We start from the raw sequence: 25,994 nt of genomic DNA on the forward strand, positions 1-25,994 counted from the left end.
GCTTTTTTGTAAAAGTTTTTTCTAAGCGTACGGTAAAATAATGCTCAATAATAACTTTTCCAGGGTCAAAGCATAAGGAAGAGAACGACTGTTACCAAAAATGGATAACAAAGGATGTGAGGCGAGGATAAAAGCAAAGAACAATCACTCATTGTAATCATCCCAATACTGCCTTCGCCCCTTTATAAAAATCCATATAAATCATATAAATCTTTGCTCTCCCTTAATGCTGCAACAGGTTTACTGGCAATATGAATTCAAACCAGTTATTCCCCTTTTTATCGCGGGGATAGAAACCATCATCAAGCAGGTGGCTTACCCTGAAGCCAAAAGATACGGGCAGCTGGTTCCACCATTTGGTGTCAAAGTACAATTCACCTCCAACACTGCGTAGATCGGCACTCTTTGTCTTCGAATTTGAATAGACACGGGCCATGTCATAAAAAATATTACCTCTCAACCGCTGGATGAAAACAATACTTGCCAGGCCAAAGTCAGGATATAGAATGGGAAAATGATAATTGCCTGCCAGTTTCCACATACGTGAGAAATAATAATCATCGTATCCGCGGGCACCAGGAAAGTGATTGCTAAAAACAAGGTTATTGGTATCTGTTTGCTGGAAACTACCGTTCAATACAATGCTATGGTTGCCAAAAGAGGGCAGGAACACAAAACTGTTGGCATACAACTGGTACCCTTTATCTGTAAGCAGGTCCCTGTACTGGATGCCTGTTGTCCATCCCAGCTTTGGATATATTTGTTGCACCGCCTTTGGTAAATAATGTGACCAGGAAAGAAAATGCCTTAAATAGCTGTTATTCTTTGACAGGAAAGAATCTTTAAATAACCCTGTAGGCATTAGCCTGTTAAACACGAAGTCAGAACCAATATTGAAATTCTTGTAGGTTTTACCCTGTGTGAAATCCAGTGGAATGGAAAACCCTCCCCTAACTTCAGCCTGGTCAAGTGTCAATGTTCCCGGGGACAGATCTACATGCCTATTGTAAGTGTACTCTGCACCTGCGCTAAGCACGGGAAATAATCCTCCATAAAATATATTCCAGCCCAAACCATGAGAATCCTCATCCTGGTTGTAACGGTAGAAAAGCTCATTGGAAAAAGTATTAAGTATATTATCACTGTACAGGCTAAACGTAAATTCAGGATCTGCATAATCAGGCGCCCAGCTATGAAAACGAAAAAGTCCTGTTGACTGGCTGTAGCGTTTTTCTCCAAACCTGCGGTTGGTACCGCTGAGAAGATCTTTTGTATCAGCCACAGGATAAAGCAGCGTCTCTTCCTGCCAGGCAAGTGGACTGATTTCGCTGCCTGTTTTACTACCAACCACTTCATTACGTAACCTTATACCTTCAGCTGTAAAATGAGACCACACCAGTGAATCTCCCATCACTGATGGATAATAATTCCCCGTTCTGTCATTGGTTAGCTGGTAGATCTTTTTATCCTTTAAGCCCACCGAATAGATATCATCATTAGCACCGGCATTGGAAATAAAATAAACCCTGTCATTAGCTACAAAAGTTTGTCCTAACGTATGGCTGGAAAAAGGAACGATCTCCTCCCAACTGTTATCAGCCAGGTTCAGCAACTGCAGGGCGATCTTTGATCCGGGTGTACGTGTCGTAACCACTACCCTGTTCTCATCAACGAAACGGGGATTACTATAATAATATTCATTAACCGAAGGAATATTTTGAAGCACGGTACCATCAGAAGCTTTCAGCACCTGTAATTCTGTTTGTAATGAGTCATTGATATGTACCGCTATGATCTTTTCACCAGAAGGCGAAAGATCAGGAGTATAATATTTTGCTTTGCGGGTGATACGCTTTTCAGCCCCTGTGTTCACATTCATCAATATAATGTCACTGTGATCGGTCAGCGTCCATCGTGGATTGGTACTATAGCTTGTATAGGCCAACTTTCCCTTGCGATAGCTAAACCAGTCTTCCTGGCTGATATTTCGTTGATTGAGCCTGTGCTCACCTTTGCTATCCCTTATATAAAATGCAGGAATTTTATTATAGGCCGTTTTGAAATAAAGCAATGAATCCTTCGATATGTATTGCGGGAAATAATAGTTGGCCACACGGGTATGTGTACTCGCTCTTGTATCCTTGTTTACTCCCAGCTTTTCCCTATAGTATTGAAAGGCATCGTTGCGAAAGGTCTTATAATCTACTCCGGAATATTTTTTTACAGCACGCTGAAAGGGATAGAATAAACCTTTAAAAGCACTCGCATCCTGTGTCACCTTTCCCCAGAATTCGGGTCCATATTTTAAATAGCCATAGTTGGCCAGCAGGTAACCTAGTTGATAATGATCCGGCACATAATCTTTCATGGAACCATTGCGCAGTTTCATCCAGCTATAGTTCTTTCCTTCCAGCCAAAGACTGTTGTATCCACTTAAAAACAAAGGAAGCCTTCCCCTGCCCTGCTCTGTATAAGCCGTTTCTGCATGCACTGCATCACCTTCAAAGAACCAATCAGGGATGCTCAGTGCATTGGCCAGCGCCAATCCCTGCTCACCAAATAAATAATAAAATCCTTTGCTCAACCCGTGATTAAAATTGCTGTATTGTTGCACATGGCGGTATTCGTGCAAGGCAAGGTTTTCATGCCAGGGTAGGTTGCCAAACTCCAGGTTGTTCGATGCAGGAACCAAATAGTATTCACTCCGAAAAGGTGCCAGCCCTACATAACCATTAGCAAGGGTAGTCCGGCTTTGAAGGACCACGTTGATCTTGCGCAGTTTATTGCCTAAAGAGAAAGTTTTATCTGCAGCCTGCCTGTGAATCAATGTGGCTATACGTTCAGCCTCAGCTTCAGCTCCTTTTGTATAAATGATACGTGCTGTATCAGTATTGATCTGTTTCCACCTGGTTGATGGAGGAAATCCCCCAAAATTCTGCGCCAATGCTATTGAACACATTCCAAGGCATAGAGCTAAAATAGCACCTTTCATTTTCATGGAAAAAAGATACAACTGTTCGTGCAAATGAATTCAAATACAAAAGCAAAGCAAATATCAGGATGAAAAAAATACTGCTATGCTAATTATTGGCATGTATGCTTAGCTTTTTAGCAATCTCTTCTCCAATGGATTCTGATGAATATCCATACCCGTTTACCAACACACCTTTTAACCCGGTTTTTGATTCAATACCATACACAATGGCTTCATCACCCGGATCGCTGTTGCCTTCAAAACGGATCACTTCCTTTATTTCAAAATCTTCTGCTGAAAACTTCCTGGTGTTGCAGATAATGCAATTTTCCTGGAGATTGAAGTCTTCTGTATAACCTTTCTTTCTTAGCTCTTCGAGGGCATGCGCCACAGAATCGTATTGATACATAAGTTTTAATTTACCTGGTAATCGCATTTCAATGTTATGGAAGCCGTCTTTTCCTTTGCTGAAGTATTAAATACGCCTCCATAGCTGTAATCTTCATTGGAATTTTTACCAGTGATCTGGAAAACGCCCATGTTGGCCTTCTTCACCCTTCCCAGGCTGGCTTCTGAATTTTTCGCAATGCTTTCAGCTCTTTGCCTGGCATCCGCGGCTGCCCTGGCCAGCAAATCGATCTTTAACTCATTTAAACCTGAGTAATAATAAGCAGGCGGAGTAGAGTTTAATTCGATGCCCTTCTGAAGCAGACCTGTTATCTCTCTTGAAAGCTTTTCCACGATGGGTATATTACGCGAGTCAACGGTTACAGTTCCGGTAAGGTTATAGCCACTGAATCGGGTGCCAATGCTGCGGCCATTATTATCAAAGATGGTTTCATAGTTCCTTTGCATATCCACCGAGCTGAATAAGATGGAACTATCGGCAATGCCGGCATTGTTTAAATAGTTTTTGATTTCACTCTCATCGGCTTTCAGTTGCGCATAGGCGCTTTTCAGATCTGAGCCAGAACGTGTAAATGTTCCTTTCCATACGATCTGGTCAGAAACAAAATCTTTTTCAGCAAGCCCGGTAACAGTAATGGTTTCACCGGAACGAAACTTATACTTCAGTGTAGCCGCGGCAAGCAGGGTACAAATAATAACAGCAATAGCGACGATAAGAAAACCAATATAACGCATAAGAGATAGTAATGAGTTGGAACAATTTACGAAATAATAAAAACTGGTGCGCCAACAAGTCCTTGTTTAACATTTTGTAGTACAGCGAGGCTTACCACACCAGTTGGTGTGTTTGTTTGATAACGCCCATCACAAAAACGCTTTGCACATTACCAATGTTCTCGATCTGGCTTAGTCGGTTCACGTGAAAGTCATAATAAGCGTCCATATTTTCTGCCACCACTTTCAACATAAAGTCAAACTCGCCGGAGATAGTAAGGCATTCTATAACTTCATTCATCTCCTGTATTGATTTTATGAATTTATTTCCAGCCATCTTGCTGTGCTGCCTCAGGGAAATATAGCAGATTACCATCAGTCCCTTCTTTACTTTGGCACCATCTAAAAGTGTTACGTATTGCCTGATCACTCCGCGCTCCTCCATTCGCCGGATCCTTTCATGAACAGGCGTTGTGCTGAGGTGCACTTTCTCTGCAATTTCCTTGATGGTGATACGGGCGTTGTGTTGCAATAGCTGCAGTATCTCCAGGTCGGTTTTATCCAGTGTAGTTGATTCTTCTTTTGAGGAGCGTTTTGGCATGCTTGAAAAGGCGTTTATCCTACAAAACTGTCCAATTCTATTCTTTTTTCCCAATTATTTTAATTGTGAAAGAATTTTATTCTATCTGTTTACCTTTGGCAACTTAAATAAAGCATATGTCTACGATAGCAAAATCAAACATTAATTTCTCCCTTCCCAACAAGGTGAAGGATATGGGTCTTGCAGACTGGGGTCGCAAGGAAATCAGGCTTGCAGAAGCTGAAATGCCTGGACTGATGGCCATCCGTGAGGAATACGGCCCATCACAGCCATTAAAGGGCGCCCGCATAGCAGGTTGCCTGCATATGACCATACAGACAGCTGTGTTGATAGAAACACTGGTTGCATTGGGTGCAGAAGTGAAGTGGAGTTCCTGTAATATCTTCTCTACGCAGGATCATGCCGCTGCAGCCATCGCCGCTGCTGGTATTGGTGTATTTGCATGGAAAGGACAAAGCATTGAAGAAGCTGACTGGTGCATCGAGCAGACACTGTTCTTTGGTGCTGCCGACCGTCCGCTGAACATGATCCTTGATGATGGTGGCGACCTCACTAACATGGTGCTGGATAAATATCCTGAGTTGATACAGCATATAAAAGGTATCTCTGAAGAAACTACTACCGGTGTTCACCGTTTATATGAAAGAATGGCCAAAGGCACATTGCCTGTTCCGGCTATTAATGTTAATGATTCTGTTACCAAGTCGAAGTTCGATAATAAATACGGTTGTAAGGAATCACTTGTTGATGCTATCCGCCGCGCAACTGATGTAATGATGGCAGGCAAGGTTGCTGTTGTAGGTTCTTACGGTGATGTAGGTAAAGGTTCTGCTGCATCCCTGAAGGGTGCCGGCTGCCGTGTTATCGTTACCGAGATTGATCCTATCTGTGCCCTGCAGGCAGCTATGGACGGATTTGAAGTAAAGAAAATGATCAATGCCGTTAAAGAAGCTGACATCATCGTTACCGCTTCCGGTTGCCGCGACCTGATCACAGGTGAGCATTTCAAACTGATGAAGGACAAAGCCATTGTTTGTAATATTGGTCACTTTGATATCGAGATAGATGTTGCCTGGTTAAATGAAAATTATGGTCATACCAAAGACACCGTTAAGCCACAGGTAGATATTTATAATATAGATGGAAAAGATATCATCTTGTTAGCTGAAGGCCGCCTGGTGAACCTTGGTTGTGCTACAGGCCACCCAAGCTTTGTGATGAGTAATTCTTTCTCTAACCAAACCCTCGCCCAGATAGAGCTCTGGACAAACGGGGATGCCTATGAGAACAAGGTATATGTGCTTCCAAAACATTTGGATGAGAAGGTTGCCCGTTTGCACCTGGCCAAGATCGGTGTGGAACTGGATGAACTTACACCTGCACAGGCTGAATACTTAGGAATACCTCAGAATGGTCCATTTAAACCGGAACATTACAGGTACTAAGAAATAAGTCAAAAATCAAAAGTAAAAAGTAAAAACCCTTGCGAGTGCAGGGGTTTTTATATTTTGGAATTCCTGGGAATTAAATCTTAATGGACTATAGACTGTTTCCATTAAACAGAATTTGCAATTATTCTAGTAAAATTATCATGCTCACTATGCAGGCCCAATGGATTGTTTTATTGATCCATATGTTTTATAATTGCAGGAATGAAAACTATTCTTGCCGCCTGTTTACTTTTCCTGTTACCTCTCTTTGCATTTTGTCAAAACTATTCCAAGGGCTCAAAGGTTGAGATCAAGTGGGGCTCCGGCTGGTATAAGGGGAGCGTAATTGATACTAAGAGTAATCAATATAAGGTGAGCTACGATGGTTACAGTTCCTCCTGGGATGAATGGGTAAAGGCTGACCGGTTGAGAACACCCGGCGCTGTGGCAAAGCCTGCGACACCTGTGAAGGCTGCCACCTTAAGCGAACCGGTGGATCTGCCCGTAGCAAAATACCATGCCTTTCAAAGCAACGGCGCTGGCTTTTCCTATCAATATACCTTGATACTGAATAGTACCACCTCCTATAGCATTAACAAACATGCAGGAGATTATAATTACAACCGGTCGACAGGGGTAATTAATTTTACCAGCGGACCTATAAAAGGTTTTACAGGCATCTATCGTTTGAAGAATCCTAACAATCCAAAGGATCCTCCCACCATTGTTATAGATTTTAACGGTAATGTACCAGTGCTGGGCCAAATCAATAAAAATTACATATACGCTTACCTGCAGAAAAAATAGCCGCTAACTAAAAGGCTTTTTAAAACTTATTATTAATTCTATTACGGCTTTGAGGAAACACCAGCCGTAGTTTTTATAGATTTTGCCATTGGAATGACTGTACTTAATGTCTTTATACTCAGTTAAGGCAAATTGTGTAACTCCAAAAATTGTGTTTACATTTTACCTGCATAGGCTGTTAATCACAAGCTATTATAGCTAAGCAACATTTTTTCAAATGATTTCCCGGTTTGTATGCTTCAGATGGAATGTTCAGCAGCCATAGATTTAGATATAACCATAGCTGCAGCCGAAGCCAGCAATTGCACGCCTTCCATTTCTTCAGCCGAAGGTTGCTTATGATCGCGGTAATAGGTGCCAAATGTTCCCAATACCTTGTTACCTCCTGTTATAATAGGCATGCTCCATGCACCTACAAACCCTAAAGATGTAGGAAGATGACGAAGTTCAGCCCATTTATTATCCGCATAGAAGCTGGGTGTGATCACTACCTTACCCGTAGCAGCGGCAGCAGCGCAGGTGCCAACATTGGGATGGGGTTTGAGTCCGTCTATAGCCTGCAGGTAATCCTGTGGTAGCTTTGGTGAAGCACCATTTCTAAGCAGACCCTCTTCATCCAATAAAAGAATGGAAACAACTGCGTCATAACCTGCTGCTGTTTCTGCAGCGGAAGCCAGGAAACTCAATATGTCAACCTTACACACTCCATTATCAAACATCTTTAGAGCTTCATTATATGCAGATCTATAAATCGAAGAAAACATACAGTATAAATATAGGGAAAAAGATCGTTTTTAAATGAAAGGCATTTGCAAAGTAAGGATGTACTCAACAGTGGTAAATTTCATAATAAAATTTCAACTGAATACCTTAGAACTCATATTGTTTGCTTTGCATAGCAAATACATTTTAAAACAATTCATGTTTTTATTATACCAATTCATTCAAACTCCTGAGGCAGGAAAAAGGAGCATGTAATAGTTTCGTTGCAGTAACTAAAACGAATAGCAGCAGTCTTTAATTCAAGGAAGCTCAACCCCGTAAGGTTGGGCTTTTCTATAGAAATTATAAAGACAGTAACTATTCAAACTAAGTGTACAAAATTTCCTTACCACAAAAAGAACACAATAATGCAACGAAAATTAAACCTGTTTTTATCAGCTACCTTTCTTATATCACTTTGCTTACTGAATGCCTGTAAAAAGGAAAGCGCTGTAACACAACCAACAGCTGAAACTGTAACCCCATTTCCTACAGCTATTGGAAGTCCGGTGGGCAATGCACAAACAAAAGAGATTGGAACAGCCGGTGGTTCAATTACCACTCCTGATGGAAGGATTACCCTGGCCATACCTGCAGGTGCTTTAAGTTCCAGTACTTCCATTTCCATCCAGCCTATTGAAAACACTACGCCGTTGGGCATTGGCTTTTCATATGATTTTCTTCCTAATGGACAACAGTTTGCAAAGCCCGTTATAGTTACCCTACATTATAACAATGAAGAACTGGCAGGCACAGCACCGGAACTCCTCGAATTTGGATATCAGAACAATCAAAATGTATGGAGGGGCGCTGGTAACCTTTTGGTAAATAAAACTGCACAAACAGTTTCAGCCTCTATTAAACATTTCAGCAGGTGGTCCTTTTACGCCACCTTCAAAATGACGCCCGAACAAAAAACCCTACTGGTTAATCAAACTGCATTACTACAGGTTATGAAGTTGCCTTACAGCGAAGATCCTGATCCGAATAATTTAGAGGAATTGTTGCACGTATTGGGACAACCACAATTACTTGCTGCAGATAAAGTAAGCAACTGGCTGGTTAATGGACAACAAAGCAGGCAGGCAAACAGTAACGGATGGCTGAGCGGAAGCAGCGCCAATGAAAAACAATATCATGCACCTGCAGATATACCTGCCAGCAACCCTGTAGCCGTGAGTGCCGACATCAATACAGGAAAAGGCAGCATTACAGTAGTGTCTCACATGAATGTGCAAAAGGAAGTATCCTTTGAATTTAGCTGTAATGGACAAAGCTTTAAAGATCTGGACGGTACCGTTACCGCATCCACATCAGCAGGTACCTTATACGTTTTTATGATGTCAAAAGTAATTACGGGGGATAAAATTCCCAGCCTGGTGTTGGAAATGGGTGAAGGATTTCATGGAAAAGGAAGTTATGCATTTGGAGAGAAAAACCTGGTAGCCTGTTCTGTCACTACATACCCGTATGAATGGCATACAGAATATTATGAAGAAGATTCTGCAATGCCCAAATTTGGAAGTGGAACAGTCACTATTGATACCTGGGGAAATATTGGTGAACTGGTATCAGGAACTATTTCCGGCACCCTGCATTTCCAGAAAACAGTGCTAAATGTTACTGAGCACAAAACGGCTGCCCTCAATGCCAGGTTTTCTTATATCAGGAATGAATAGCCAGGATAATTGCTTTACTCAAACTACGATCTGCATCTCTATTTACCTTACTAATATCCCGGGTTTCAACCTGGGATATTTTATTATACTACAAATAACCCACACCACTAAGCCATACAATGTCATTCATTTGCCCATATTTTTTCAATAGTGCCTCCTACACTATCCGTTAAATGAAGCCTCCAAAATGTCCTAAATACGATTATCACTTGGCACCAACATTGCATTCCACATTCATATGTTTGATAAAAATCTACTGATTACCATAGGCGACCAATTAAAGGGCAAGGAACAATCGGTTGCCACTGCAGAAAGTGTTACAAGCGGCCTGCTACAATGCGCATTTAGTAATATACCAGATGCCTCAAATTTCTTCCAGGGAGGTATTACTGCTTACAATGTGGGCCAGAAATGCCGTCATCTCCTGGTAGAACCTCTGCATGCCATTGCAAATGACTCTGTTTCTGAAAAAGTGGCAAGGGACCTTGCGAGTAATGTTTGCAACCTCTTCACCAGCAACTATGGTATAGGCATAGTTGGTTATGCTGCTACCATGCCTGAAAAGAATATCAATTCACTATTTGCTTATTATGCTATTGCCTTTGAAGGAGAGATCATCCATGCAGGGAAAATAACCACGGAGGCAAAAGAAGGGTTTCCTGCCCAACTTTATTTTACAGAAGAACTGCTAAGAGAGTTTTTAACCTGTCTTAAAGCAATCAAAATACTGTAAAATGAGTTGACAAATAGATTGAGGAAAAATTATCAACTCAAAATGCCCAGGACATATGTAAACTTAGCTGCGCTGTGAAAAAAGACCAAGATCATTGAGTAAATAGCCGTTTGGTAGGGTGAAATATTTCTCAACCACCAAACAGCTTAAACAATATAGAACAACAATACTTCTTGTAACTATTGAAATTAGTTGACCGGCCTACAGTCATTATTGTACACATCAAAAACACTGTTCAGGTAATTAGGGTCTTTTTTTATAGCTTTCCTGATCTGCCTATTACTGAGATCTATCATACTAACAGCCCGGGGACAATCGCTCACTGCTTTTTTAATATCCTTTTGTCCAGCCATAGCAGTCATAATACCATCATCCCCTTTCTGTGTATAATGGTCAGTTCTTACATACGATCGCGTTCTTGTAAAACCTCCTCTGTCTGTAGTGGTTGATGAAACATTTGTATACTTTATATACACATTCAACTTTCCATGCACAATCCTTTTGATGTATTCATTTTTCAACCTACCATAAAACAGATCATTGTAGCGGTATCCTCTAATATCTGAAATTTTAAAATCCTGTTTGTCGATCGATATTTTATCCTTTGCCAATAAGCCGGACTGCCATTTTACCTTTTCACCATAAATCCTGGTGCCGTCATTTTTTTCAAGGTAATTTCTTTTATCTGTTTTGTCTTCCACCTTGTTACCAGCGTTGAAGGCTCCCATATGGATCTTGTTCACCGCTGAGCCTAGCGCCAGTGAAATAAAAACAACTAAGGTGCAAACGGAAAGCAGTTTCTTTTTAAAATCTTTCATAATAATCAGTATAAAAAGGGTTTTGGTTGATTTGTAATGCCAGTAGAAAAAACAGTAAATAAACAACTACATCCCCAAGGTCTCCCGTGCCGGCGACCAGGTGCCAGTATTGAAATAATTCAAACAGGATGGAAATAACAATGGTGAGCACTATCCAGGTCAGGTTGGATTTCCTGTCCCAGATAATAAGTATGCATGAAAGAAATGCATATGCCCACAATCCATCTGCCAAATGGTTTTGCAGTAACATGGGAAGCACATGGGCATCCCCGGTTATATAAATGATGCAGCCCAGTATAACAGGAACGATAGTGTGTAAGATGAAGTCAATCGTTTTAAAATATTTTATCCTTTTCATGTACGGAAAGCGCACAAGATATAAGGAATTAAAAATAATAAAAGGCGATTCAACAATATTGTAAGTTTAATTTACACGACTAAGAATTTTCACTTAGCGGAGTGATCAAAACCATTGCATTGCTTTGGCTATCTCCGCTTGTTTTGTATTTTAGATACTTCAACAAATAACCCCTATTTTATGAAACAACTGCTTTATGGCACCCTGTTCTTTTTCGTATTAGCCTCTGTTTTTACAAGCTGTAAAAAAGATGATTCTACCAGTAATGGTGGTTACTATATTAAAGGAAAGAAAGACGGTGTGGCTTTTACGTACTCCTCAAATGCGATGGCAATGATCACTGACTATACCTCTTCAGGTGCAGGGCTCCAGCTTTCACTTATGGCCAATCCAAAACCTGTCAGCGCATCCAATATGGAAGGCCTTGGGGTTTCCATTAATTTTTCCAATGGAGTGAGCATAGTACCCGGTACTTATACGGAAGACTATTCCGGTTATGATTACACAGCCGCTGGTGTATACAACCCTAACAGTAATACCATTGTATGGGGCGCAGGTATTCACTATCCCACTGTGAAACCTTTAAAGATCATTATAGCTACCAAAACAGCAACTGAGATGACAGGCACCATTGAAGGGGCCTTTTACAAACAGGATGTATCCACGGGACAATTATATGATGATTATACCCTGTTCACAGAATGCGAATTCAAACTGCCCGTTAAATAGATTAAAATTAGTTATATAGCAAAGCCCCATTAGGGGCTTTTTTAATGGTATAGGTTAATGCTATTTTTTTTCTACAAAAGAATTTGTAACTTAAATCAGTCATAAGATTTGCTAGCATTCTTTACAGTTTTACGCCCTATCATTAAGAAAAGTAAAGGCAGGAATAAATCGAAATATTTGATCTTTCCAAAATATATGATCATTTGCCCTGCGAGGAACAACCCCATAACCTGTAGTAAACTTCCGCCTTCCCTCCTGGAATCCATCTGACCCCGAATACAACAGCTACCGCTCCCTGGATTTCCATGTTATTAGTTAACCAACAATACTTTTCGTTATGAGAAAGTCTAACCTTTTATTATGCCTGGTCAGTATTGCTTTACTGCAGGTGCAGTGCAACAGTAATGAACCCAAGACCCTTGTAGCTGGCGAATCTACCTTTAATGGTTTTGAATCACAGGTAGAATGGGGTCGCCACCTGGTAATTGTCAGTGCCTGTCATGATTGCCACAGTCCCAAAAAAATGACCGCTGAAGGTATGGTCATTGACAGCTCGCGCATGCTATCAGGACATATAGCAGGGTCTCCCGAACCCAATGTGAACAAAAAGGAAATGCAGCAAAAAGGGCTGGTGGTAACCAACGATCTTACAACCTGGGTGGGGCCATGGGGGACTTCGTATACAGCCAACCTGACCTCTGATGCAACAGGCATTGGCAACTGGACCGAAGCACAGTTTATGCTCGCCATTAAAGAAGGAAAATATAAAGGCCTTCCCGGTTCCAGGAACCTTCTGCCACCTATGCCATGGCAGATGTACAGGAATTTAACAGACGAAGAATTGAAGGCCATTTTCGCCTATCTGCAAACTACCAACCCCGTTAAGAATATAGTACCGCAACCTTTACCACCCGCGGCTAAATAAGAAATTACAATTATAAACCCACAGGTCTTCCATGCAGGTGCATGCAGACTAGTGGGTTTATTTATTATGAGTAAACTTATCGAAAGACAGGCTAATCCAGGCCATATTATTGCACTACAAAAGTCACATCTGTAAAACTGCCATTGGTAACAGTTTTGGTACCTGTCGCGTTGGAACCTGCAGCCGGGGCAGTAAAGGAAAAAGTTCCTGACATTTTTTTGGAACTCACATCATACTTGGTTATCGTTATTGTAACAGTTCCATCACCCATAGAAGACATCCACAATGCCCCATCCTTATTGATATAAATACCAGAGGTTTCATCATTGGTTGCACCCGTGTAGGTACCTACTGCTGCTGGCCCGGTAAGGGATATACTATTATCCTGTGCATCAGTTGCTGAAAGAAAAAAACTGTGTGAATCGATGCTGGAAACTGCGCCGGCTTCTTTGGATTGAAAATTAACACCATCCACTTTGGCAGTAAGCGCTGCACTGGTTGGGTTAACTATTGGGTCGGTTGAATCTTTGTCTTTTTTACAGGCAGAAAATACTACAATAAGCGCCAGTAAAGCACTGGAAAGAATTCTTGATCTCATACTCATTTTGATTTTTAAATGGTTAATTGTAGCGCAAAAATCATCAACACAGTCTACTTCTATTTAAGCAATACTGATGATTTACAGAAATACGTAGAAGTACCGGGTTATGCCAATAGCGAACATTGTGATAGTTCCCGAATTTGATACTGTGTTATAAACAATTATCATTGCATGGTAACCATGAAAATAAAAATTACGGTCCTGTTATATTGTATCTGCTTTTGCCTGGTAATGAATGCCCAGGATTCCCAATTATTGAAAGGTAATTTAGGAACTCACCCTATTGTGATGTATATAACCTATGACCTGGATAGTGCTATCTACATTAGATATTTTTATGAACATCAAAGAAGGGATATAGAACTGAACGGCACAATAAACAATAAAGGTCTGATCACGGTTGTGTGTTATAACAATGTTGACGAACGATTCGATAGCAGCTCGGAAAAATTTGAATTAAGTAAAGTTAAGGATGGTTATTCCGGGATATGGATCAGCAATAAAAGAATTTTACCAGTGCAATTACAACCTCTGATAGCTAATGGTATCAAAAACCCTTATGCCGGACATCCCGGAATGAAACCAATAAGATCAAACCCTCTTGATTACGTTCGAACTGCAGCTTTGGGATTTATTAAAGATTCTACTACACGTAAGCGTAATTTCTTCCTGGACTGGTATCATGAAAAATACTCAGGCATTAGTTTATTCAGGCTCAGGAAAAAGACCATGGATGCAAGGATCAATAAAATAAATCGTGAACTGGAAGCTATGCACGTTATTGAAAGCAATGCAGCCTTATCCTGCACTTCCCCCATAGGTGAGAGCCAATACGATTTGCAGATCGATCATGTTTTTATGAACAATGATCTTCTGAGTATAAACCTGGTATCCAGCTTCTATTGCGGAGGGGCACACCCTGATTTTGGTTCCACAGGATACAACTTTGATCTTCATACAGGCACTTTGCTGGAACTGGAAGATATATTATGGTTTGGCAAAAGAGCCAGGCCAGCGGCTAACACCATTGCCTGGTTTAATTACCGGGACTCGGTATTTGCTCCAAAACTGATAGCCGTACTGAATAAATTATACCCTGGTAAAATGAAAACTACGATTAGTGAAGATGAGTGTGATTATTCGAATCCTGAGGTTTGGAGTATTCCAAACTGGTACTTTACACCGAAAGGATTATACCTGGGGGCTTATTTTGCACGTTATGCCAGGAGTTGTGATGAACCGGAATGGTCTGTCATCCCTTATAAGATCCTCAAAAAATATATACATCCTAACGTAAAGATCAAATTCCCGGAATAAGAAATATTTCTGTATTGATTTCCTGGTGGCCCGATATCCGGGTGAACTTTAAGCAATTAACCTGTCAGCCCATTTTCATTTTATAATATCTTCATCCTCTATTGATATTTGAATTATGGCCGGAAGAACCGATTACATAAGCTGGGACGAATATTTCATGGGTGTTGCCTTATTAAGTGGATTGCGCAGCAAGGATCCTTCCACACAAGTGGGTGCCTGCATTGTGAACAGCCAGAACAAGATCGTGGGAGCAGGATATAACGGCCTGCCCATGGGATGCAGCGATGAAGACTTCCCCTGGGAGAAAACGGGAGACTTCCTGCAGACCAAGTACCCCTATGTATGCCATGCGGAACTTAACGCCATCCTTAATAATATCGGTATGGACCTGACAGGTTGCCGTATCTATACAGCTTTGTTTCCCTGCAATGAATGCAGTAAGGCCATCATACAATCAGGAATCAAGGAAGTGATATTCTTAAGTGATAAATACGATGGTACCCATGTTTCCATTGCCAGTAAGCGTATGCTGGATACTGCAAAAGTTTCCTACCGCAAAGTGGAAGCAAAGCGGGGACATATCCAGTTATCATTTGACGAAAAGGATGTGTGATATTTCCAGAAGCTTCTCTTCCGATTTCAATTATTAAGTAAAGCAATAAATAGCTTAGGCCTGTTAACAACAATGGTTCATAATAGGCTTAGCTGTAGATGAAATGCAAAATTTCTATCCCTAACTTTACAGCATGCTTACCCGAAACATACCATCTACAGGCGAAACTTTGCCGGTGATTGGGCTCGGTACCTGGCAGACATTTGATGTAGCACCGGCACGATACCCCCTATTAAAGGAAGTGCTGGAAACACTGTATGCTGCTGGTGGAAGACTGATCGATTCTTCACCCATGTATGGACGCTCTGAAGAAGTAGTAGGCGATATAACCAGCTCCATGCCAGAACAAAATGATTTCTTCTATGCTACCAAGGTATGGACACAGGGGGCATCAGCCGGAAAGTCACAAATAGCGGAATCATTCAGGCTGATGAAACGTAAGGTTATGGACCTGGTGCAGATCCATAATTTGCTGGACTGGCATATTCACCTGCCTTACCTGCGCGAATTGAAAGAGGAAGGCAAATTGCGCTATGTTGGCATAACCCATTACCAGGACAGCAGTCATGATGACCTTGCTAAATTGATCCGCAATGAGCCTATAGATTTCGTACAGTTCAATTACTCCATTCTTTCACGACATGCTGAAAAATCCCTGCTGCCACTTTGCGCCGATGAAGGAGTGGCAACGCTGATCAACCGGCCATTTGGTGAAGGCAGCCATTTACGCAAGGTGACGCATTTGCCCCTGCCTTCCTGGGCTGCTGATTGGGGTATAGACAATTGGGGTAGTTTTTTTCTGAAGTTTATCCTGGCACACCCTGCCGTGACCTGCGTAATCCCTGCTACCAGCGACAGGCAACATGCTATAGAGAATTTGCAGGCAGCCAATGGCCCCCTTCCAGATGTAGGCACACTGAAGAAAATGGTTGCCTATGTGGAACATGCCAACTAACCCCTAAATGATACGGATACCAGGTTGTATCCATACTCCTGGATTGCACTTTACCCTTTTTTACAACTATAGCTTAAGACTATAATGCCTGGTTACAAACCAAACGCAACCTATCATGAGTATAATCAAATGGGCGTTTCTACCATCATATAAGATTATAAAAGCGAAATAAGGCTGTTTCAATGCATGGAATAGTATATCGGGAATTTGAGAAAGACTTTGAAGCAAGCAATTATAATGACTTTTTCAGCCATTGTAAAAGCCCACCAAAGGAGAGGATGTCCCGAAGATATCCCGAGGATATCCCGAGGATAAGCCGACGATAAGCCGACTCTTATAGAGTCGGGATATCCCCGGGATATCTATAGCTTATGTATGGGATATGGATGGCAAAAGCTGCCATTTGGCCCGGCTGTTCATGGTTTTTCGTTTATTGTAACTGGTTCCTTAGCTATTACTAGTTTTCAAGGGTCAATTGGCATTTGATTAAGGTTACAGAGCTTTCTTTATAAGCAAATTTTATCAAATCATAGTTTTAGAGCCAGGTAGTAAAACCTTGTATATACCGCGTCGGGATATTACATTTTTTACATAAAATATTCACCCCCTATTTATGGCTTTTGATTGTTTCTTACAAGCCCTGGATATCCATTTAAAAAAAATATTTATTTATTTATTTTAGCGCCATGAAAAATCTTTCAACCCTTTGTATAACTGTTTTGCTTTTCAGTATACTGTCATTATATTCCTGTCAGAAAGAACAAAGTTTTGAACAAAACCAATCGGGTGCCACCGGGGGAAACAATTCATTCATTCCTGGCTGGACTTTTAAGAATAATGACAAGACCTTTACAGGTTGCGTTGATACAGCTTATTTTGATCAATCCACTGGTATCAAAGTACTATCTATAGAAGGCAGTGATGCACCTGGCAATGCTTTCATGATCTTTCTTTACTCCCCTTCCGGCAATATTACCAAAACAACATACACAGGTGCACAAGGTTCAGGCATCATTGTAAGCGATAGCACCGGCAATACCTATATTTCAGGAGCTACTGCTTCCACCTTCTCGTTTACGGTAACGGCCATTACAGATACTTCGATCAGCGGAAACTTTTCAGCTTCACTTACTGACCCGGTAACCAATGCAGCCTATATGATCACGAGCGGAACTGTCAATGCATTGATTGGTAAAGCCAATGGCTGTTCACAAAACACAGGTGGAAATACGGGCGGTGGTACAGGAGGTGGTACCGGAGGAAACACGGGAGGAAATACCGGGTCCACTTCAGAGTATACATTGGTAAGTTCTGGTACTGCCTGTGCCGATGTGAGCCTGGAAGGAAATTACAATACAGGTGTAGCCTTGACGTCAGCCAATAAAGCTATCATCCAGGTGAATGTTATTAAAACGGGTACGTGGAATATAACTTCCGAAACAGTAAATGGAATAAAATTCAGTGGAAGTGGCACTTTCTCAACTACAGGCGCTCAATCCATTATTCTTTCTGGTTCTGGAACGCCTGCCGAAACCGGAAGTTTTGACTTTCCTTTTTCTACAGGCACTGCAGATTGCAATTTTACCGTTTCCGTTATTGGTGCAGGTACTGCAAGCTGTAACCCGACTGACAATACAGCAAACTTTTCTAGTGTTGGAACTGTTAGTTTTTATTCAGTAGCGCATGACCCCAATGTCGGTGGGTATACGATCACTGCCAATGGCATGGGCGGTGATCTGAGCCTGCAATTTGCCGGTACTACCCAGCCTAAACCCGGGGTTTACCATGTGAAGCAGGTAGGCGGAGCCAGTGCAGTTGATGATGTGGCTGTGTATGCTGTGGCGGGTAGTATTTTATGGCAATCTTCCCAGGGTAATGTGTATGTTACTGTTACCAATAACAAAGTAACTGCAGTAATATGTGATGTTCCTTTTTCAGGATCCCTGGGTGGTCCCTCATTTACAACTAAGCTCACTGCGAAGATCACCGAGAAGTAATTTTATGAATTAGTTTAAGTCAACTGCTTTTGTGTTGGTCATAAAACCAGTTGTCATATAAAGCATAGTGGTAACCAGGTTATTTCGATTTCGTCCATTCTGGCAGGCCGCTCACAAATACCTTTGCTGAGAACTTTCCAAGTTTCTATTATTACCTAATGAGATCTCGATACTTTTTTCTCCACGGCCATACCTCAACACTTAAACCTTGATCATTTAACGTTTATATTCTTTGCTGGGAACCTCATCCGGACAAGTTTAATTATGAAATCTTTCAATAATATAACTGACAGCCATCATTGAATAGCATTCCAGGTATTTCTAATTTGATTTATATAAAGCAGGGTGAAAAATAGAATAACATCTATTGTACATTTTGTATTCAGTATAGTATTGGTTCTGACCACGTATATTTCCAAAGCGGGGATGCAGGACAGCATTGTACCGGCGGTTTTTAGTGACCGTACCATGGTTAATCCTATAACAGTTTCTGAATCACCTATCAAAAGTATATTGATAGCGAAGAAACATTTCTCAAGAGGATTGAAAGAGCTTTTTGCTGCACAAGTTTTTCCCTGGAGCTATAACCGGTACGTGCGAAAGGCGGATTTTGCGAAGATCTCTTTTGGTTCTATTGGTACCAACCTGAAACCCTCCAGCTGGCAATGGGATGATAACAAGTTTATCAACAACCATATTTCTCACCCTTATCATGGCAACATTTATTTTAATGCATTTCGCACCAACGGATATGGATTCTGGAGATCAGTTCCAGGTACTTTTGGCGGCGCGTTATTCTGGGAACTTTTTTGCGAGACCCACTACCCTGCCCCTAATGACATGGTAAATACCAGCCTTGGAGGAATTGCTATAGGAGAAATGACCTACAGGTTATCCAATGCCCTGGTCAAAAGACCGCACAGGGGGCTTAAAGGTCAATTTCTTGAAGCGCTGGCACTTATAGTCAATCCATTGAATGGATACAACCGTATTGCAGATAAAAAATGGAACCAGTACTTCCGTGACAATATCAACCAGGAAGATTTCATTGCAGAAAATGATATTGGTTCCCGGCAATATGTGAACAGGAGCAATGGCAAATTAGAGAAATGGAAGAATGAATTGTTTACAAGGATAAACCTTGAATATGGCGATCCATTTAAAAATATCAAAACTCCTTTTGGTTATTTCTCTACAACCATTGAAGCGGGTTCCTCAGCGCAATTAAATATGGTACGTATCAAGGCTCCGTTATATGGCTGGAAAATTACGAGTAAGGATCAAAGCAAGCATATTACCAACGTTACCATGAGCTTTGATTTTTACAAGAACCAGGCTTTTACTTATAGTGCACAAAGCTTTCACTATAACCTGGTTTCAATGTTTAAAAAAGGAATACTGACTCAGGCAAGAACCAGTATCGGTGCAGGAGTAATTGCGCTGGCGGCAGTACCAAATGAATACCTCTATTATGGTGAGGGAAGAAATTATGACTATGGTTGCGGCCTGGGTATCGCTACTGCTGCCAGGCTTGTCATTTCCAACCGTTTGATCCACATTCTGCAGTATCGCAGGGGATGGTTTAAAACCATTAACGGATATAACTCATCCTACTTCCTTGGCACCACTAATTCAGAATTAAAATACAATTTGTGGAAGAACTTCCTGGTAGCTTTTGAATGGGGTACCTATTTTTTAAAAGGCAGGTATGTAGGCTTTCAGGACATCAATAAAAGATACACCTATGTAAGGTTATCAATGGAATATACCTTTAGTCTTTGAGAGATTGCAACTTTAAATATTCATACTTCATTGTTACTGGTGGTAGCATATTATTGGCAGACAATCATGTCGCATTATCATATTACCCTTTCCATTTAACTTTTGAAACTTTTAACTAGTAAACCACGCATGGTTAATTTGTCAACCATTAAACTTATCAACCTTATTTTCCCATTTCCATATTTCATTTTACATTGGTCATTCAACTTCTTAACTTGTTGACCAGTTTTCATTAATCAATCATTATTCCTCAAAATGAACAGACTATTAATTATTGTATGCTCCTTCACTTTCATGAACGCAGGGGCGCAACATGCCCTGACAGCAAAGGACTATGCACAGGCAGAGAAGTTCCTGGGTTATAATACCCAGTCGCTGGTAGACCATGCCCCAGCCCAACCGAACTGGTTGCCGGGTGACCGTTTCTGGTACCGCACCCTAACCCCTAATGGAAGTGAGTACATAATAGTAGACCCTGCAAAAGGAAAACGTACGGCAGCTTTTGACAAAGAAAAGCTGGCGAAAGCCCTTTCTGATGCAACAGGGCAATCCTTTTCGGGTGCAATGCTTTCTTTGTCGTCCTTCAACTTTTCTGATGATGCCAAATCCTTCACCTTTACAACAAATGGGCAACAGTGGAAGGCCAACCTGAAGGACTATTCATTGACGAAAGATTCTTCAACTGCAAAAAACAACACAGGCATGTCACGCCGGTCACGTAGCAGGAACAATGAAGTGCTATCGCCTGATGGAAGCAAGGCAGCCTTTATAAAAGATTATAACCTGTGGGTGCGGAATGTGAAGACCGGGCAGGAAAAACAATTGACAACAGATGGCATAAAGGATTTTGGTTATGCTACCGATAACGCCGGGTGGAAAAGCAGTGATGCTGCCATCCTTAAGTGGTCGCCCGATTCAAAGAAAATAGCCAGTTTCAAACAGGACCAGCGAAATGTAGGTGATATGTACCTGGTTTCTACCAATGTAGGCCACCCCACTTTAAAAGCGTGGAAGTACCCTCTTCCCGGGGATTCCGTCATTGCAATGATACATCGTGTGATCATTAACGTTGATGAACCAAAGGTCATTCCACTTAACATTCCGGCTGACCCACACAGGGCTACGCTAAGTGATGATATTTCCAGCAGTGGCACGTTTGATGATGTTGACTGGAGCCCTGATGGTTCACAACTTGCCTTTGTATCAACTTCCCGTGATCACAAGCAGGAGAAGGTTCGTATAGCCAATGCAGCCACAGGTGAAGTGCGTGAAGTGTTTGAAGAGACTGTACCTACACAATTTGAATCGGGTCAAGGTACCATCAACTGGAAATATTTACCTAAGACCAACGAGATCATCTGGTATTCAGAAAGAGACAATTGGGGGCACCTGTACCTTTATGATGCCGCCACCGGGAAAGTAAAAAATCAAATTACAAAAGGCGACTGGCTGGTAAGCGAGGTACTGAAAGTGGATGATAAAAAAAGAGAGATCTACTTCTATGCCTTCGGGTTACAACAAGAGAATCCTTATTTCCAGTCCTTATATAAGATAGGTTTTGATGGAAAGGGACTAACCTTACTGACACCAGGTGAAGGTTACCATATGGTCAGTTTTTCTCCATCAGGCAATTATTTTGTGGACAACTACTCCAAACCAGATGTATCCTTTGTTACTGTATTGCGCAACAGTAAAGGGAAACAGATCACAGAACTGGAAAGAACAGATGTATCAAGATTGAAGGCTGAAGGATGGAAACCGCCAATGCCGATAAGTGTAAAGGCACATGATGGAAAAACGGACCTATATGGTTTGCTGTATACGCCTACACAGCTTGATCCTTCCAAAAAATATCCCATCATTGATTATATCTATCCAGGTCCCCAGGGTGGAAGCATGGGCGGCAACTGGTTTTTTAATGCATCGCGGGGCGACAACCAGGCACTGGCCGAACTGGGATTTGTAGTATTGGTACTGGAAGGCAGCAGCAATCCTTTACGCTCTAAGAGCTTCCACGATATGTATTACCCAAACATGTCTGAGAATACACTGCCCGACCAGGTAACAGGTATCAGGCAACTGGCACAGCGCTTTTCCTATATTGATACCAGCCGCATTGGTATTTGGGGGCATTCTGGCGGAGGCTTTGCCACTGCCGCAGCTATGTTTCGCTATCCTGATTTTTTCAAGGTTGGTATCTCCGAATCGGGTAACCATGAGAACAGGAATTATGAAGATGACTGGGGTGAACGCTACATTGGATTATTGACCAAGAACCCTGATGGTACAGACAATTACACTGCACAGGCCAACCAGTTGTATGCAAAGAACCTTAAAGGCAAACTGATGCTGGCTCATGGCATGATGGATGATAATGTGCCTCCTTACAATACACTGCTGGTAGTGGAGGCGCTTGAAAAAGCCAATAAGGATTATGACCTTGTCATCTTTCCTAATAGTGCTCATGGTTATGGGCCATATAGCTACTACATGATGCGCCGTCGCTGGGATTATTTTGTAAAGAATCTTCTGGGTGCCGAGCCTCCCAAAGAATATAAACTGGAACCCAAAAGTGATCCAAGGATGAAGTGAAGAGGCCAGGTAAAATGTAAAGTGTACAGTAAAAGATGATTCCTGGGAAGAAATCATTTTCTTAAGGAAAATATAAACGGCGGTCAAAATTGACTGCCGTTTTTTATAAAAGAAGTGGGATGTTGAAGTCCTGGCAAAGCAGTTAAATGGCAACCTTATCATAACAATACAAGTTCCAATGTGTCAATGAAAATATTATATTCGGGAACAAACCACCATTGATGAAAGTATTGATCATTTTATGCACAGTTTTCCTATGCATTTCAACGAAGGCTCAAGAGTGTAATTGCAACAAAGAGTTAGGTTATATTCAGCAATTTATGGAGCAGAATTATGTAGGCTTTAAGGATAAAATAAATCCACAGACAAGGTTATCTTATTTGAAAATGAAAGCTGGTCTTCAGAAGCTTTCGAAAGCGCCTGGTGCCGCAACTCAGTGCCTGCTGATGATATCCAAATACCTTGATTGGTTTAGGGATAATCATATTCAAATACGGGCATCATTTGATGCTACAAAAACAGATACTGCTCTTGCTTTAAAAACTACGTTGACATCAGTTACATCCCAAAAATTAAATTCACTTAGATCTTCCAAAGGAATAGAAGGCATTTACAATTTTCAATTTGATTCTGCTTACCAGATTGCAGTGATACATGAACCAGGAAAGCTTTACGACTATAAAGGAGTAATCCTTCATTCTAAACTCTCTCACTGGAAGCCAGGAATGATAAAGTTCCTTGCGTATAAGATCAATGACAGCCTATATAAAGGTGTACTTTTTATGCGCAACCATATGCCTAAAGTAGACTACTTCTTTATGGGAAAGAATACTATAGGCGGTGACTGGCTAAGGGAAGGGTCAGTTAAAGACACGACAACCTATAATTATGAACCTGTAGCCTCCAGGCTGTTAAATAACCAGACCCTGTATATGAAGATCTCCAGCTTTGCTCCCTCTAATGCAAAAAATATAGATTCGATGGTAAAGCACAGAGATAAAGAATTGAGGTCACTTCCTTACCTGGTACTTGACCTGAGGAATAATGGTGGCGGATCGGACTTTACCTACTCACCACTTTTACCCTATTTATATACATCCCCCGTTAAGAACATTGGTGTTGATGTTTATTCCACTGATGCCACTATTGCTGGTTGGAAATTGATTCTTAAAGACAATGATATTCCTGAAAGTAGCAAGGAAGAGATAAGAACAATGATAGCAAAAATGGAAGCTGGTAAAGGAACCTTTGTGAACATTGTTGATGACACCATTGATTCCAGCTTTCAATCGTTGACCAATCCAGCAAGAATTGTAATACTCGTAGATAAGAATTGTGCCAGTACTACAGAACAATTTCTGCTTTTTGCCCGGCAGAGCAGCAAGGTTATTATTGCTGGTGAAAAAACGCAAGGCACCCTTGATTATTCCAATATGCGTGAGGCATCCTTTTCCTGTATGCCTTATAAATTAGAATTTGCCACCACTCGTAGCCGAAGATTAGATATTGGCCAGGGTATCGACAATATGGGCATTAAGCCAAATTATCACCTGCAGCCGGGAATAGATTGGATAAAAGAGGCACTGAAACTGTTAAAGAAGAAGAAATAAAGATATATAAATAAAAAAAGGCCGGATCGCTCCGGCCTGATTCATAGTTAACCTTAAAAAATATTTATTGGGCAGTCAAAACACCCGTCATGCTTTGGTAGTGACCAGGGAAACTGCAGATAAATGTGTAAGAACCTGCAGGCACTGTAAATTCAATGGTATCAGATTCACCAGGGCCTAACAATTTAGTATGTGCCAGAATATTGGCATCACCCGCAGGAATATGCTCAGGAGCGGAAATGGCTTCCTTGGCGAATGCTGCCAGGTCAGTACCATCTTTTAAAAGCACAAAATTATGCGCCATCGATTCTTTAGGCATAGTGCCCACGTTCTTTAATGTAAGTGTCACTTTTTCACCAGCTTTTACATTAAGCTCAATGGTGCTGAATTTCAATTGGTCATTGGCTGTCAATTCGATCACGTTGGAAACATTAGCAGCCGGTGCTTCTGAAGGCTTTGCCGTGGTAGTAGTTGTTTCTTCAGTTTTCTTCTGTTCATTGTTACCACAGGATGCAAAGAAAAAGGGCAAAGCAAGGGCCGATAATACGAGTAGTTTTTTCATTTCGTTTATTTTGTATTGAAGCCGCAAAGTTACCACGCTAAATAGGATAGGTTTTTGAAATGCGGAAAATTAGAACATGATTTTTATCATGTTTTCAAGGGGTGTTAGACCTTGAAGCTTCTTCGGCCCCAGTTCCTTTAACAATAAACTGCCGGGATTGGTCAGCCATACAGATCTGGCAAATTCATTATCTTCCCTTCAAACTGTTACTATGAATCTAATAAGGGGTTTGCTTACCATAATATTGATCTCATTTGGCCTATGTTTATCTGCACAAAAGCAATTCAATGTATTACTGGTCACTACCACCAGGGGTTGGCATCATGAATCTGTTCATTATGGAGTAGTAGCTATGGAGCAGCTTGCTATCAAGCACAATTTTGGTTTGACACTGTTTGAAGATCCCGCCAGTTTTACAGACAAGAATCTGGAAAAATACCAGGTGGTACTGTTCTTAAATACAACAGGGGATATTTTTGATTCTGCACAGCAAAAAGTAATGGAACGCTTCATTCGTTCCGGGAAGGGTTTCGTAGGCATTCATAGTGCCTCGGATACAGAATACGATTGGGACTGGTATAATAAGCTTGTAGGGCGCATGTTCCATATACACCCGGTTATTCAAACAGCAAGGTTAAAGGTATTGGATGGCACATTTCCTGGATTAAATGGATTTGCCAATGGAAAGCTTTGGACTGACGAATGGTATGAGTTTGGCCCTGAAAAAATTCAAGGTCTTAATTATGTTTTAGGTGTGGATGAAACAAGTTACAATCCCAAAGTGCAATGGGGAGATAAAAAAGGAGAAGGCATGGGTGCATTACATCCAGTATCCTGGTATCACAACTACGATGGGGGACGTTCATTTTATACGGCACTCGGACATTTGCCTGCCATCTATTCAGACCCTGTGTTCCTGGATCATGTATTTGCAGGCATCCGTTGGGCCGCAACGGGAAAGAAATAATAAAGAAGTTTTGATCAGGAAACAATATGGCCCCGGAAGTAACCAGGGCCATTTTATTGA

Annotated in this window: 23 protein-coding genes; 14 read left to right on the forward strand and 9 right to left on the reverse strand. The window is 41.3% G+C overall.

Annotated elements, in window-relative coordinates:
- Window positions 1-223: 223 nt before the first annotated feature.
- From BUA53_RS01185 to BUA53_RS01200, 4 genes are all read right to left on the reverse strand, one after another.
- Window positions 224-2,998 carry a hypothetical protein gene (locus tag BUA53_RS01185; RefSeq protein ID WP_072833404.1) on the reverse strand — a complete coding sequence of 925 codons (2,775 nt, stop codon included), beginning with the start codon at window positions 2,996-2,998 and terminating at the stop codon, window positions 224-226.
- Between the two features lie 82 nt (window positions 2,999-3,080).
- Window positions 3,081-3,383 (reverse strand): hypothetical protein, encoded by a 303-nt coding sequence (locus BUA53_RS01190; RefSeq protein ID WP_072833405.1) that lies wholly within the window; start codon window positions 3,381-3,383, stop codon window positions 3,081-3,083.
- Between the two features lie 5 nt (window positions 3,384-3,388).
- Entirely contained in the window at window positions 3,389-4,117 is a 729-nt protein-coding gene (locus BUA53_RS01195) for an SIMPL domain-containing protein (protein ID WP_072833406.1), read from the reverse strand.
- A gap of 91 nt (window positions 4,118-4,208) precedes the next feature.
- Window positions 4,209-4,697, reverse strand: coding sequence for an Lrp/AsnC family transcriptional regulator (locus tag BUA53_RS01200; protein WP_072833407.1), 489 nt, complete (start codon window positions 4,695-4,697; stop codon window positions 4,209-4,211).
- 116 nt (window positions 4,698-4,813) lie between these two features.
- Between BUA53_RS01200 and ahcY the strand changes: the two genes are divergently transcribed.
- Both ahcY and BUA53_RS01210 read left to right on the forward strand, forming a co-directional pair.
- Window positions 4,814-6,142, forward strand: coding sequence for an adenosylhomocysteinase (gene ahcY / locus BUA53_RS01205; RefSeq protein ID WP_072833408.1), 1,329 nt, complete (start codon window positions 4,814-4,816; stop codon window positions 6,140-6,142).
- A 207-nt stretch (window positions 6,143-6,349) separates the two neighbouring features.
- Complete coding sequence (locus tag BUA53_RS01210) at window positions 6,350-6,934, forward strand: Tudor-knot domain-containing protein (protein WP_072833409.1); 585 nt, start codon at window positions 6,350-6,352, stop codon at window positions 6,932-6,934.
- Between the two features lie 239 nt (window positions 6,935-7,173).
- Here the strand turns inward: BUA53_RS01210 and BUA53_RS01215 are convergent, their stop codons facing one another.
- Window positions 7,174-7,698 (reverse strand): GAF domain-containing protein, encoded by a 525-nt coding sequence (locus BUA53_RS01215; RefSeq protein WP_072833410.1) that lies wholly within the window; start codon window positions 7,696-7,698, stop codon window positions 7,174-7,176.
- 366 nt (window positions 7,699-8,064) lie between these two features.
- Between BUA53_RS01215 and BUA53_RS01225 the strand changes: the two genes are divergently transcribed.
- A complete protein-coding gene (locus BUA53_RS01225; RefSeq protein WP_072833412.1) occupies window positions 8,065-9,375 on the forward strand; it encodes a hypothetical protein in 1,311 nt (436 codons plus the stop codon).
- Between the two features lie 238 nt (window positions 9,376-9,613).
- On the forward strand, window positions 9,614-10,108 hold the full coding sequence (locus BUA53_RS01230; protein WP_072833413.1) for a CinA family protein: 495 nt from the start codon (window positions 9,614-9,616) through the stop codon (window positions 10,106-10,108).
- 188 nt (window positions 10,109-10,296) lie between these two features.
- Here the strand turns inward: BUA53_RS01230 and BUA53_RS01235 are convergent, their stop codons facing one another.
- Both BUA53_RS01235 and BUA53_RS01240 read right to left on the reverse strand, forming a co-directional pair.
- Window positions 10,297-10,926, reverse strand: a complete 630-nt coding sequence (locus BUA53_RS01235; RefSeq protein ID WP_072833414.1) for a hypothetical protein — start codon at window positions 10,924-10,926, stop codon at window positions 10,297-10,299.
- Entirely contained in the window at window positions 10,913-11,284 is a 372-nt protein-coding gene (locus BUA53_RS01240; protein ID WP_072833415.1) for a hypothetical protein, read from the reverse strand. The genes BUA53_RS01235 and BUA53_RS01240 overlap by 14 nt, the downstream gene beginning before the upstream one ends.
- Before the next feature lie 180 nt (window positions 11,285-11,464).
- Between BUA53_RS01240 and BUA53_RS01245 the strand changes: the two genes are divergently transcribed.
- Together BUA53_RS01245 and BUA53_RS01250 are read left to right on the forward strand one after the other, a co-directional pair.
- Window positions 11,465-12,013, forward strand: a complete 549-nt coding sequence (locus BUA53_RS01245) for a hypothetical protein (RefSeq protein WP_072833416.1) — start codon at window positions 11,465-11,467, stop codon at window positions 12,011-12,013.
- A gap of 337 nt (window positions 12,014-12,350) precedes the next feature.
- Window positions 12,351-12,938, forward strand: a complete 588-nt coding sequence (locus BUA53_RS01250; protein WP_072833417.1) for a c-type cytochrome — start codon at window positions 12,351-12,353, stop codon at window positions 12,936-12,938.
- 106 nt (window positions 12,939-13,044) lie between these two features.
- On the opposite strand, the gene BUA53_RS01255 is transcribed toward BUA53_RS01250, so the two are convergent.
- Entirely contained in the window at window positions 13,045-13,536 is a 492-nt protein-coding gene (locus BUA53_RS01255; RefSeq protein WP_072833418.1) for a DUF6252 domain-containing protein, read from the reverse strand.
- Between the two features lie 183 nt (window positions 13,537-13,719).
- Here BUA53_RS01255 and BUA53_RS01260 point away from each other — a divergent pair, with 183 nt between their 5' ends.
- From BUA53_RS01260 to BUA53_RS01290, 7 genes are all read left to right on the forward strand, one after another.
- Window positions 13,720-14,856 carry a hypothetical protein gene (locus BUA53_RS01260; protein ID WP_139256301.1) on the forward strand — a complete coding sequence of 379 codons (1,137 nt, stop codon included), beginning with the start codon at window positions 13,720-13,722 and terminating at the stop codon, window positions 14,854-14,856.
- A gap of 115 nt (window positions 14,857-14,971) precedes the next feature.
- Entirely contained in the window at window positions 14,972-15,469 is a 498-nt protein-coding gene (locus tag BUA53_RS01265) for a deoxycytidylate deaminase (protein ID WP_072833420.1), read from the forward strand.
- Window positions 15,470-15,602: 133 nt separating this feature from the next.
- Window positions 15,603-16,424: an aldo/keto reductase gene (locus BUA53_RS01270; protein ID WP_072833421.1), complete on the forward strand. Its 822-nt coding sequence runs from the start codon at window positions 15,603-15,605 to the stop codon at window positions 16,422-16,424.
- A 686-nt stretch (window positions 16,425-17,110) separates the two neighbouring features.
- Window positions 17,111-18,421, forward strand: a complete 1,311-nt coding sequence (locus BUA53_RS01275) for a hypothetical protein (protein ID WP_072833422.1) — start codon at window positions 17,111-17,113, stop codon at window positions 18,419-18,421.
- A gap of 345 nt (window positions 18,422-18,766) precedes the next feature.
- Window positions 18,767-20,203, forward strand: a complete 1,437-nt coding sequence (locus tag BUA53_RS01280) for a DUF3943 domain-containing protein (protein ID WP_139256302.1) — start codon at window positions 18,767-18,769, stop codon at window positions 20,201-20,203.
- Window positions 20,204-20,458: 255 nt separating this feature from the next.
- Complete coding sequence (locus BUA53_RS01285) at window positions 20,459-22,795, forward strand: S9 family peptidase (RefSeq protein WP_245792986.1); 2,337 nt, start codon at window positions 20,459-20,461, stop codon at window positions 22,793-22,795.
- Window positions 22,796-23,115: 320 nt separating this feature from the next.
- A complete protein-coding gene (locus BUA53_RS01290; protein WP_175545992.1) occupies window positions 23,116-24,405 on the forward strand; it encodes a S41 family peptidase in 1,290 nt (429 codons plus the stop codon).
- Window positions 24,406-24,469: 64 nt separating this feature from the next.
- Here the strand turns inward: BUA53_RS01290 and BUA53_RS01295 are convergent, their stop codons facing one another.
- Window positions 24,470-24,967, reverse strand: a complete 498-nt coding sequence (locus tag BUA53_RS01295; RefSeq protein WP_072833426.1) for a plastocyanin/azurin family copper-binding protein — start codon at window positions 24,965-24,967, stop codon at window positions 24,470-24,472.
- 211 nt (window positions 24,968-25,178) lie between these two features.
- Here BUA53_RS01295 and BUA53_RS01300 point away from each other — a divergent pair, with 211 nt between their 5' ends.
- Window positions 25,179-25,934, forward strand: a complete 756-nt coding sequence (locus BUA53_RS01300; protein WP_072833427.1) for a ThuA domain-containing protein — start codon at window positions 25,179-25,181, stop codon at window positions 25,932-25,934.
- Window positions 25,935-25,994 lie beyond the last annotated feature (60 nt).

This window comes from Flavisolibacter ginsengisoli DSM 18119, from assembly GCF_900129295.1.
Lineage (GTDB): Bacteria > Bacteroidota > Bacteroidia > Chitinophagales > Chitinophagaceae > Flavisolibacter > Flavisolibacter ginsengisoli.

Bases quoted from the DNA above. Each gene is read 5' to 3' on its own strand.
- BUA53_RS01185 (WP_072833404.1), bottom strand. From the start codon at position 2,998: ATGAAAATGAAAGGTGCTATTTTAGCTCTATGCCTTGGAATGTGTTCA.
- BUA53_RS01190 (WP_072833405.1), bottom strand. From the start codon at position 3,383: ATGTATCAATACGATTCTGTGGCGCATGCCCTCGAAGAGCTAAGAAAG.
- BUA53_RS01195 (WP_072833406.1), bottom strand. From the start codon at position 4,117: ATGCGTTATATTGGTTTTCTTATCGTCGCTATTGCTGTTATTATTTGT.
- BUA53_RS01200 (WP_072833407.1), bottom strand. From the start codon at position 4,697: ATGCCAAAACGCTCCTCAAAAGAAGAATCAACTACACTGGATAAAACC.
- ahcY (WP_072833408.1), top strand. From the start codon at position 4,814: ATGTCTACGATAGCAAAATCAAACATTAATTTCTCCCTTCCCAACAAG.
- BUA53_RS01210 (WP_072833409.1), top strand. From the start codon at position 6,350: ATGAAAACTATTCTTGCCGCCTGTTTACTTTTCCTGTTACCTCTCTTT.
- BUA53_RS01215 (WP_072833410.1), bottom strand. From the start codon at position 7,698: ATGTTTTCTTCGATTTATAGATCTGCATATAATGAAGCTCTAAAGATG.
- BUA53_RS01225 (WP_072833412.1), top strand. From the start codon at position 8,065: ATGCAACGAAAATTAAACCTGTTTTTATCAGCTACCTTTCTTATATCA.
- BUA53_RS01230 (WP_072833413.1), top strand. From the start codon at position 9,614: ATGTTTGATAAAAATCTACTGATTACCATAGGCGACCAATTAAAGGGC.
- BUA53_RS01235 (WP_072833414.1), bottom strand. From the start codon at position 10,926: ATGAAAGATTTTAAAAAGAAACTGCTTTCCGTTTGCACCTTAGTTGTT.
- BUA53_RS01240 (WP_072833415.1), bottom strand. From the start codon at position 11,284: ATGAAAAGGATAAAATATTTTAAAACGATTGACTTCATCTTACACACT.
- BUA53_RS01245 (WP_072833416.1), top strand. From the start codon at position 11,465: ATGAAACAACTGCTTTATGGCACCCTGTTCTTTTTCGTATTAGCCTCT.
- BUA53_RS01250 (WP_072833417.1), top strand. From the start codon at position 12,351: ATGAGAAAGTCTAACCTTTTATTATGCCTGGTCAGTATTGCTTTACTG.
- BUA53_RS01255 (WP_072833418.1), bottom strand. From the start codon at position 13,536: ATGAGATCAAGAATTCTTTCCAGTGCTTTACTGGCGCTTATTGTAGTA.
- BUA53_RS01260 (WP_139256301.1), top strand. From the start codon at position 13,720: ATGAAAATAAAAATTACGGTCCTGTTATATTGTATCTGCTTTTGCCTG.
- BUA53_RS01265 (WP_072833420.1), top strand. From the start codon at position 14,972: ATGGCCGGAAGAACCGATTACATAAGCTGGGACGAATATTTCATGGGT.
- BUA53_RS01270 (WP_072833421.1), top strand. From the start codon at position 15,603: ATGCTTACCCGAAACATACCATCTACAGGCGAAACTTTGCCGGTGATT.
- BUA53_RS01275 (WP_072833422.1), top strand. From the start codon at position 17,111: ATGAAAAATCTTTCAACCCTTTGTATAACTGTTTTGCTTTTCAGTATA.
- BUA53_RS01285 (WP_245792986.1), top strand. From the start codon at position 20,459: ATGAACAGACTATTAATTATTGTATGCTCCTTCACTTTCATGAACGCA.
- BUA53_RS01290 (WP_175545992.1), top strand. From the start codon at position 23,116: ATGGAGCAGAATTATGTAGGCTTTAAGGATAAAATAAATCCACAGACA.
- BUA53_RS01295 (WP_072833426.1), bottom strand. From the start codon at position 24,967: ATGAAAAAACTACTCGTATTATCGGCCCTTGCTTTGCCCTTTTTCTTT.
- BUA53_RS01300 (WP_072833427.1), top strand. From the start codon at position 25,179: ATGAATCTAATAAGGGGTTTGCTTACCATAATATTGATCTCATTTGGC.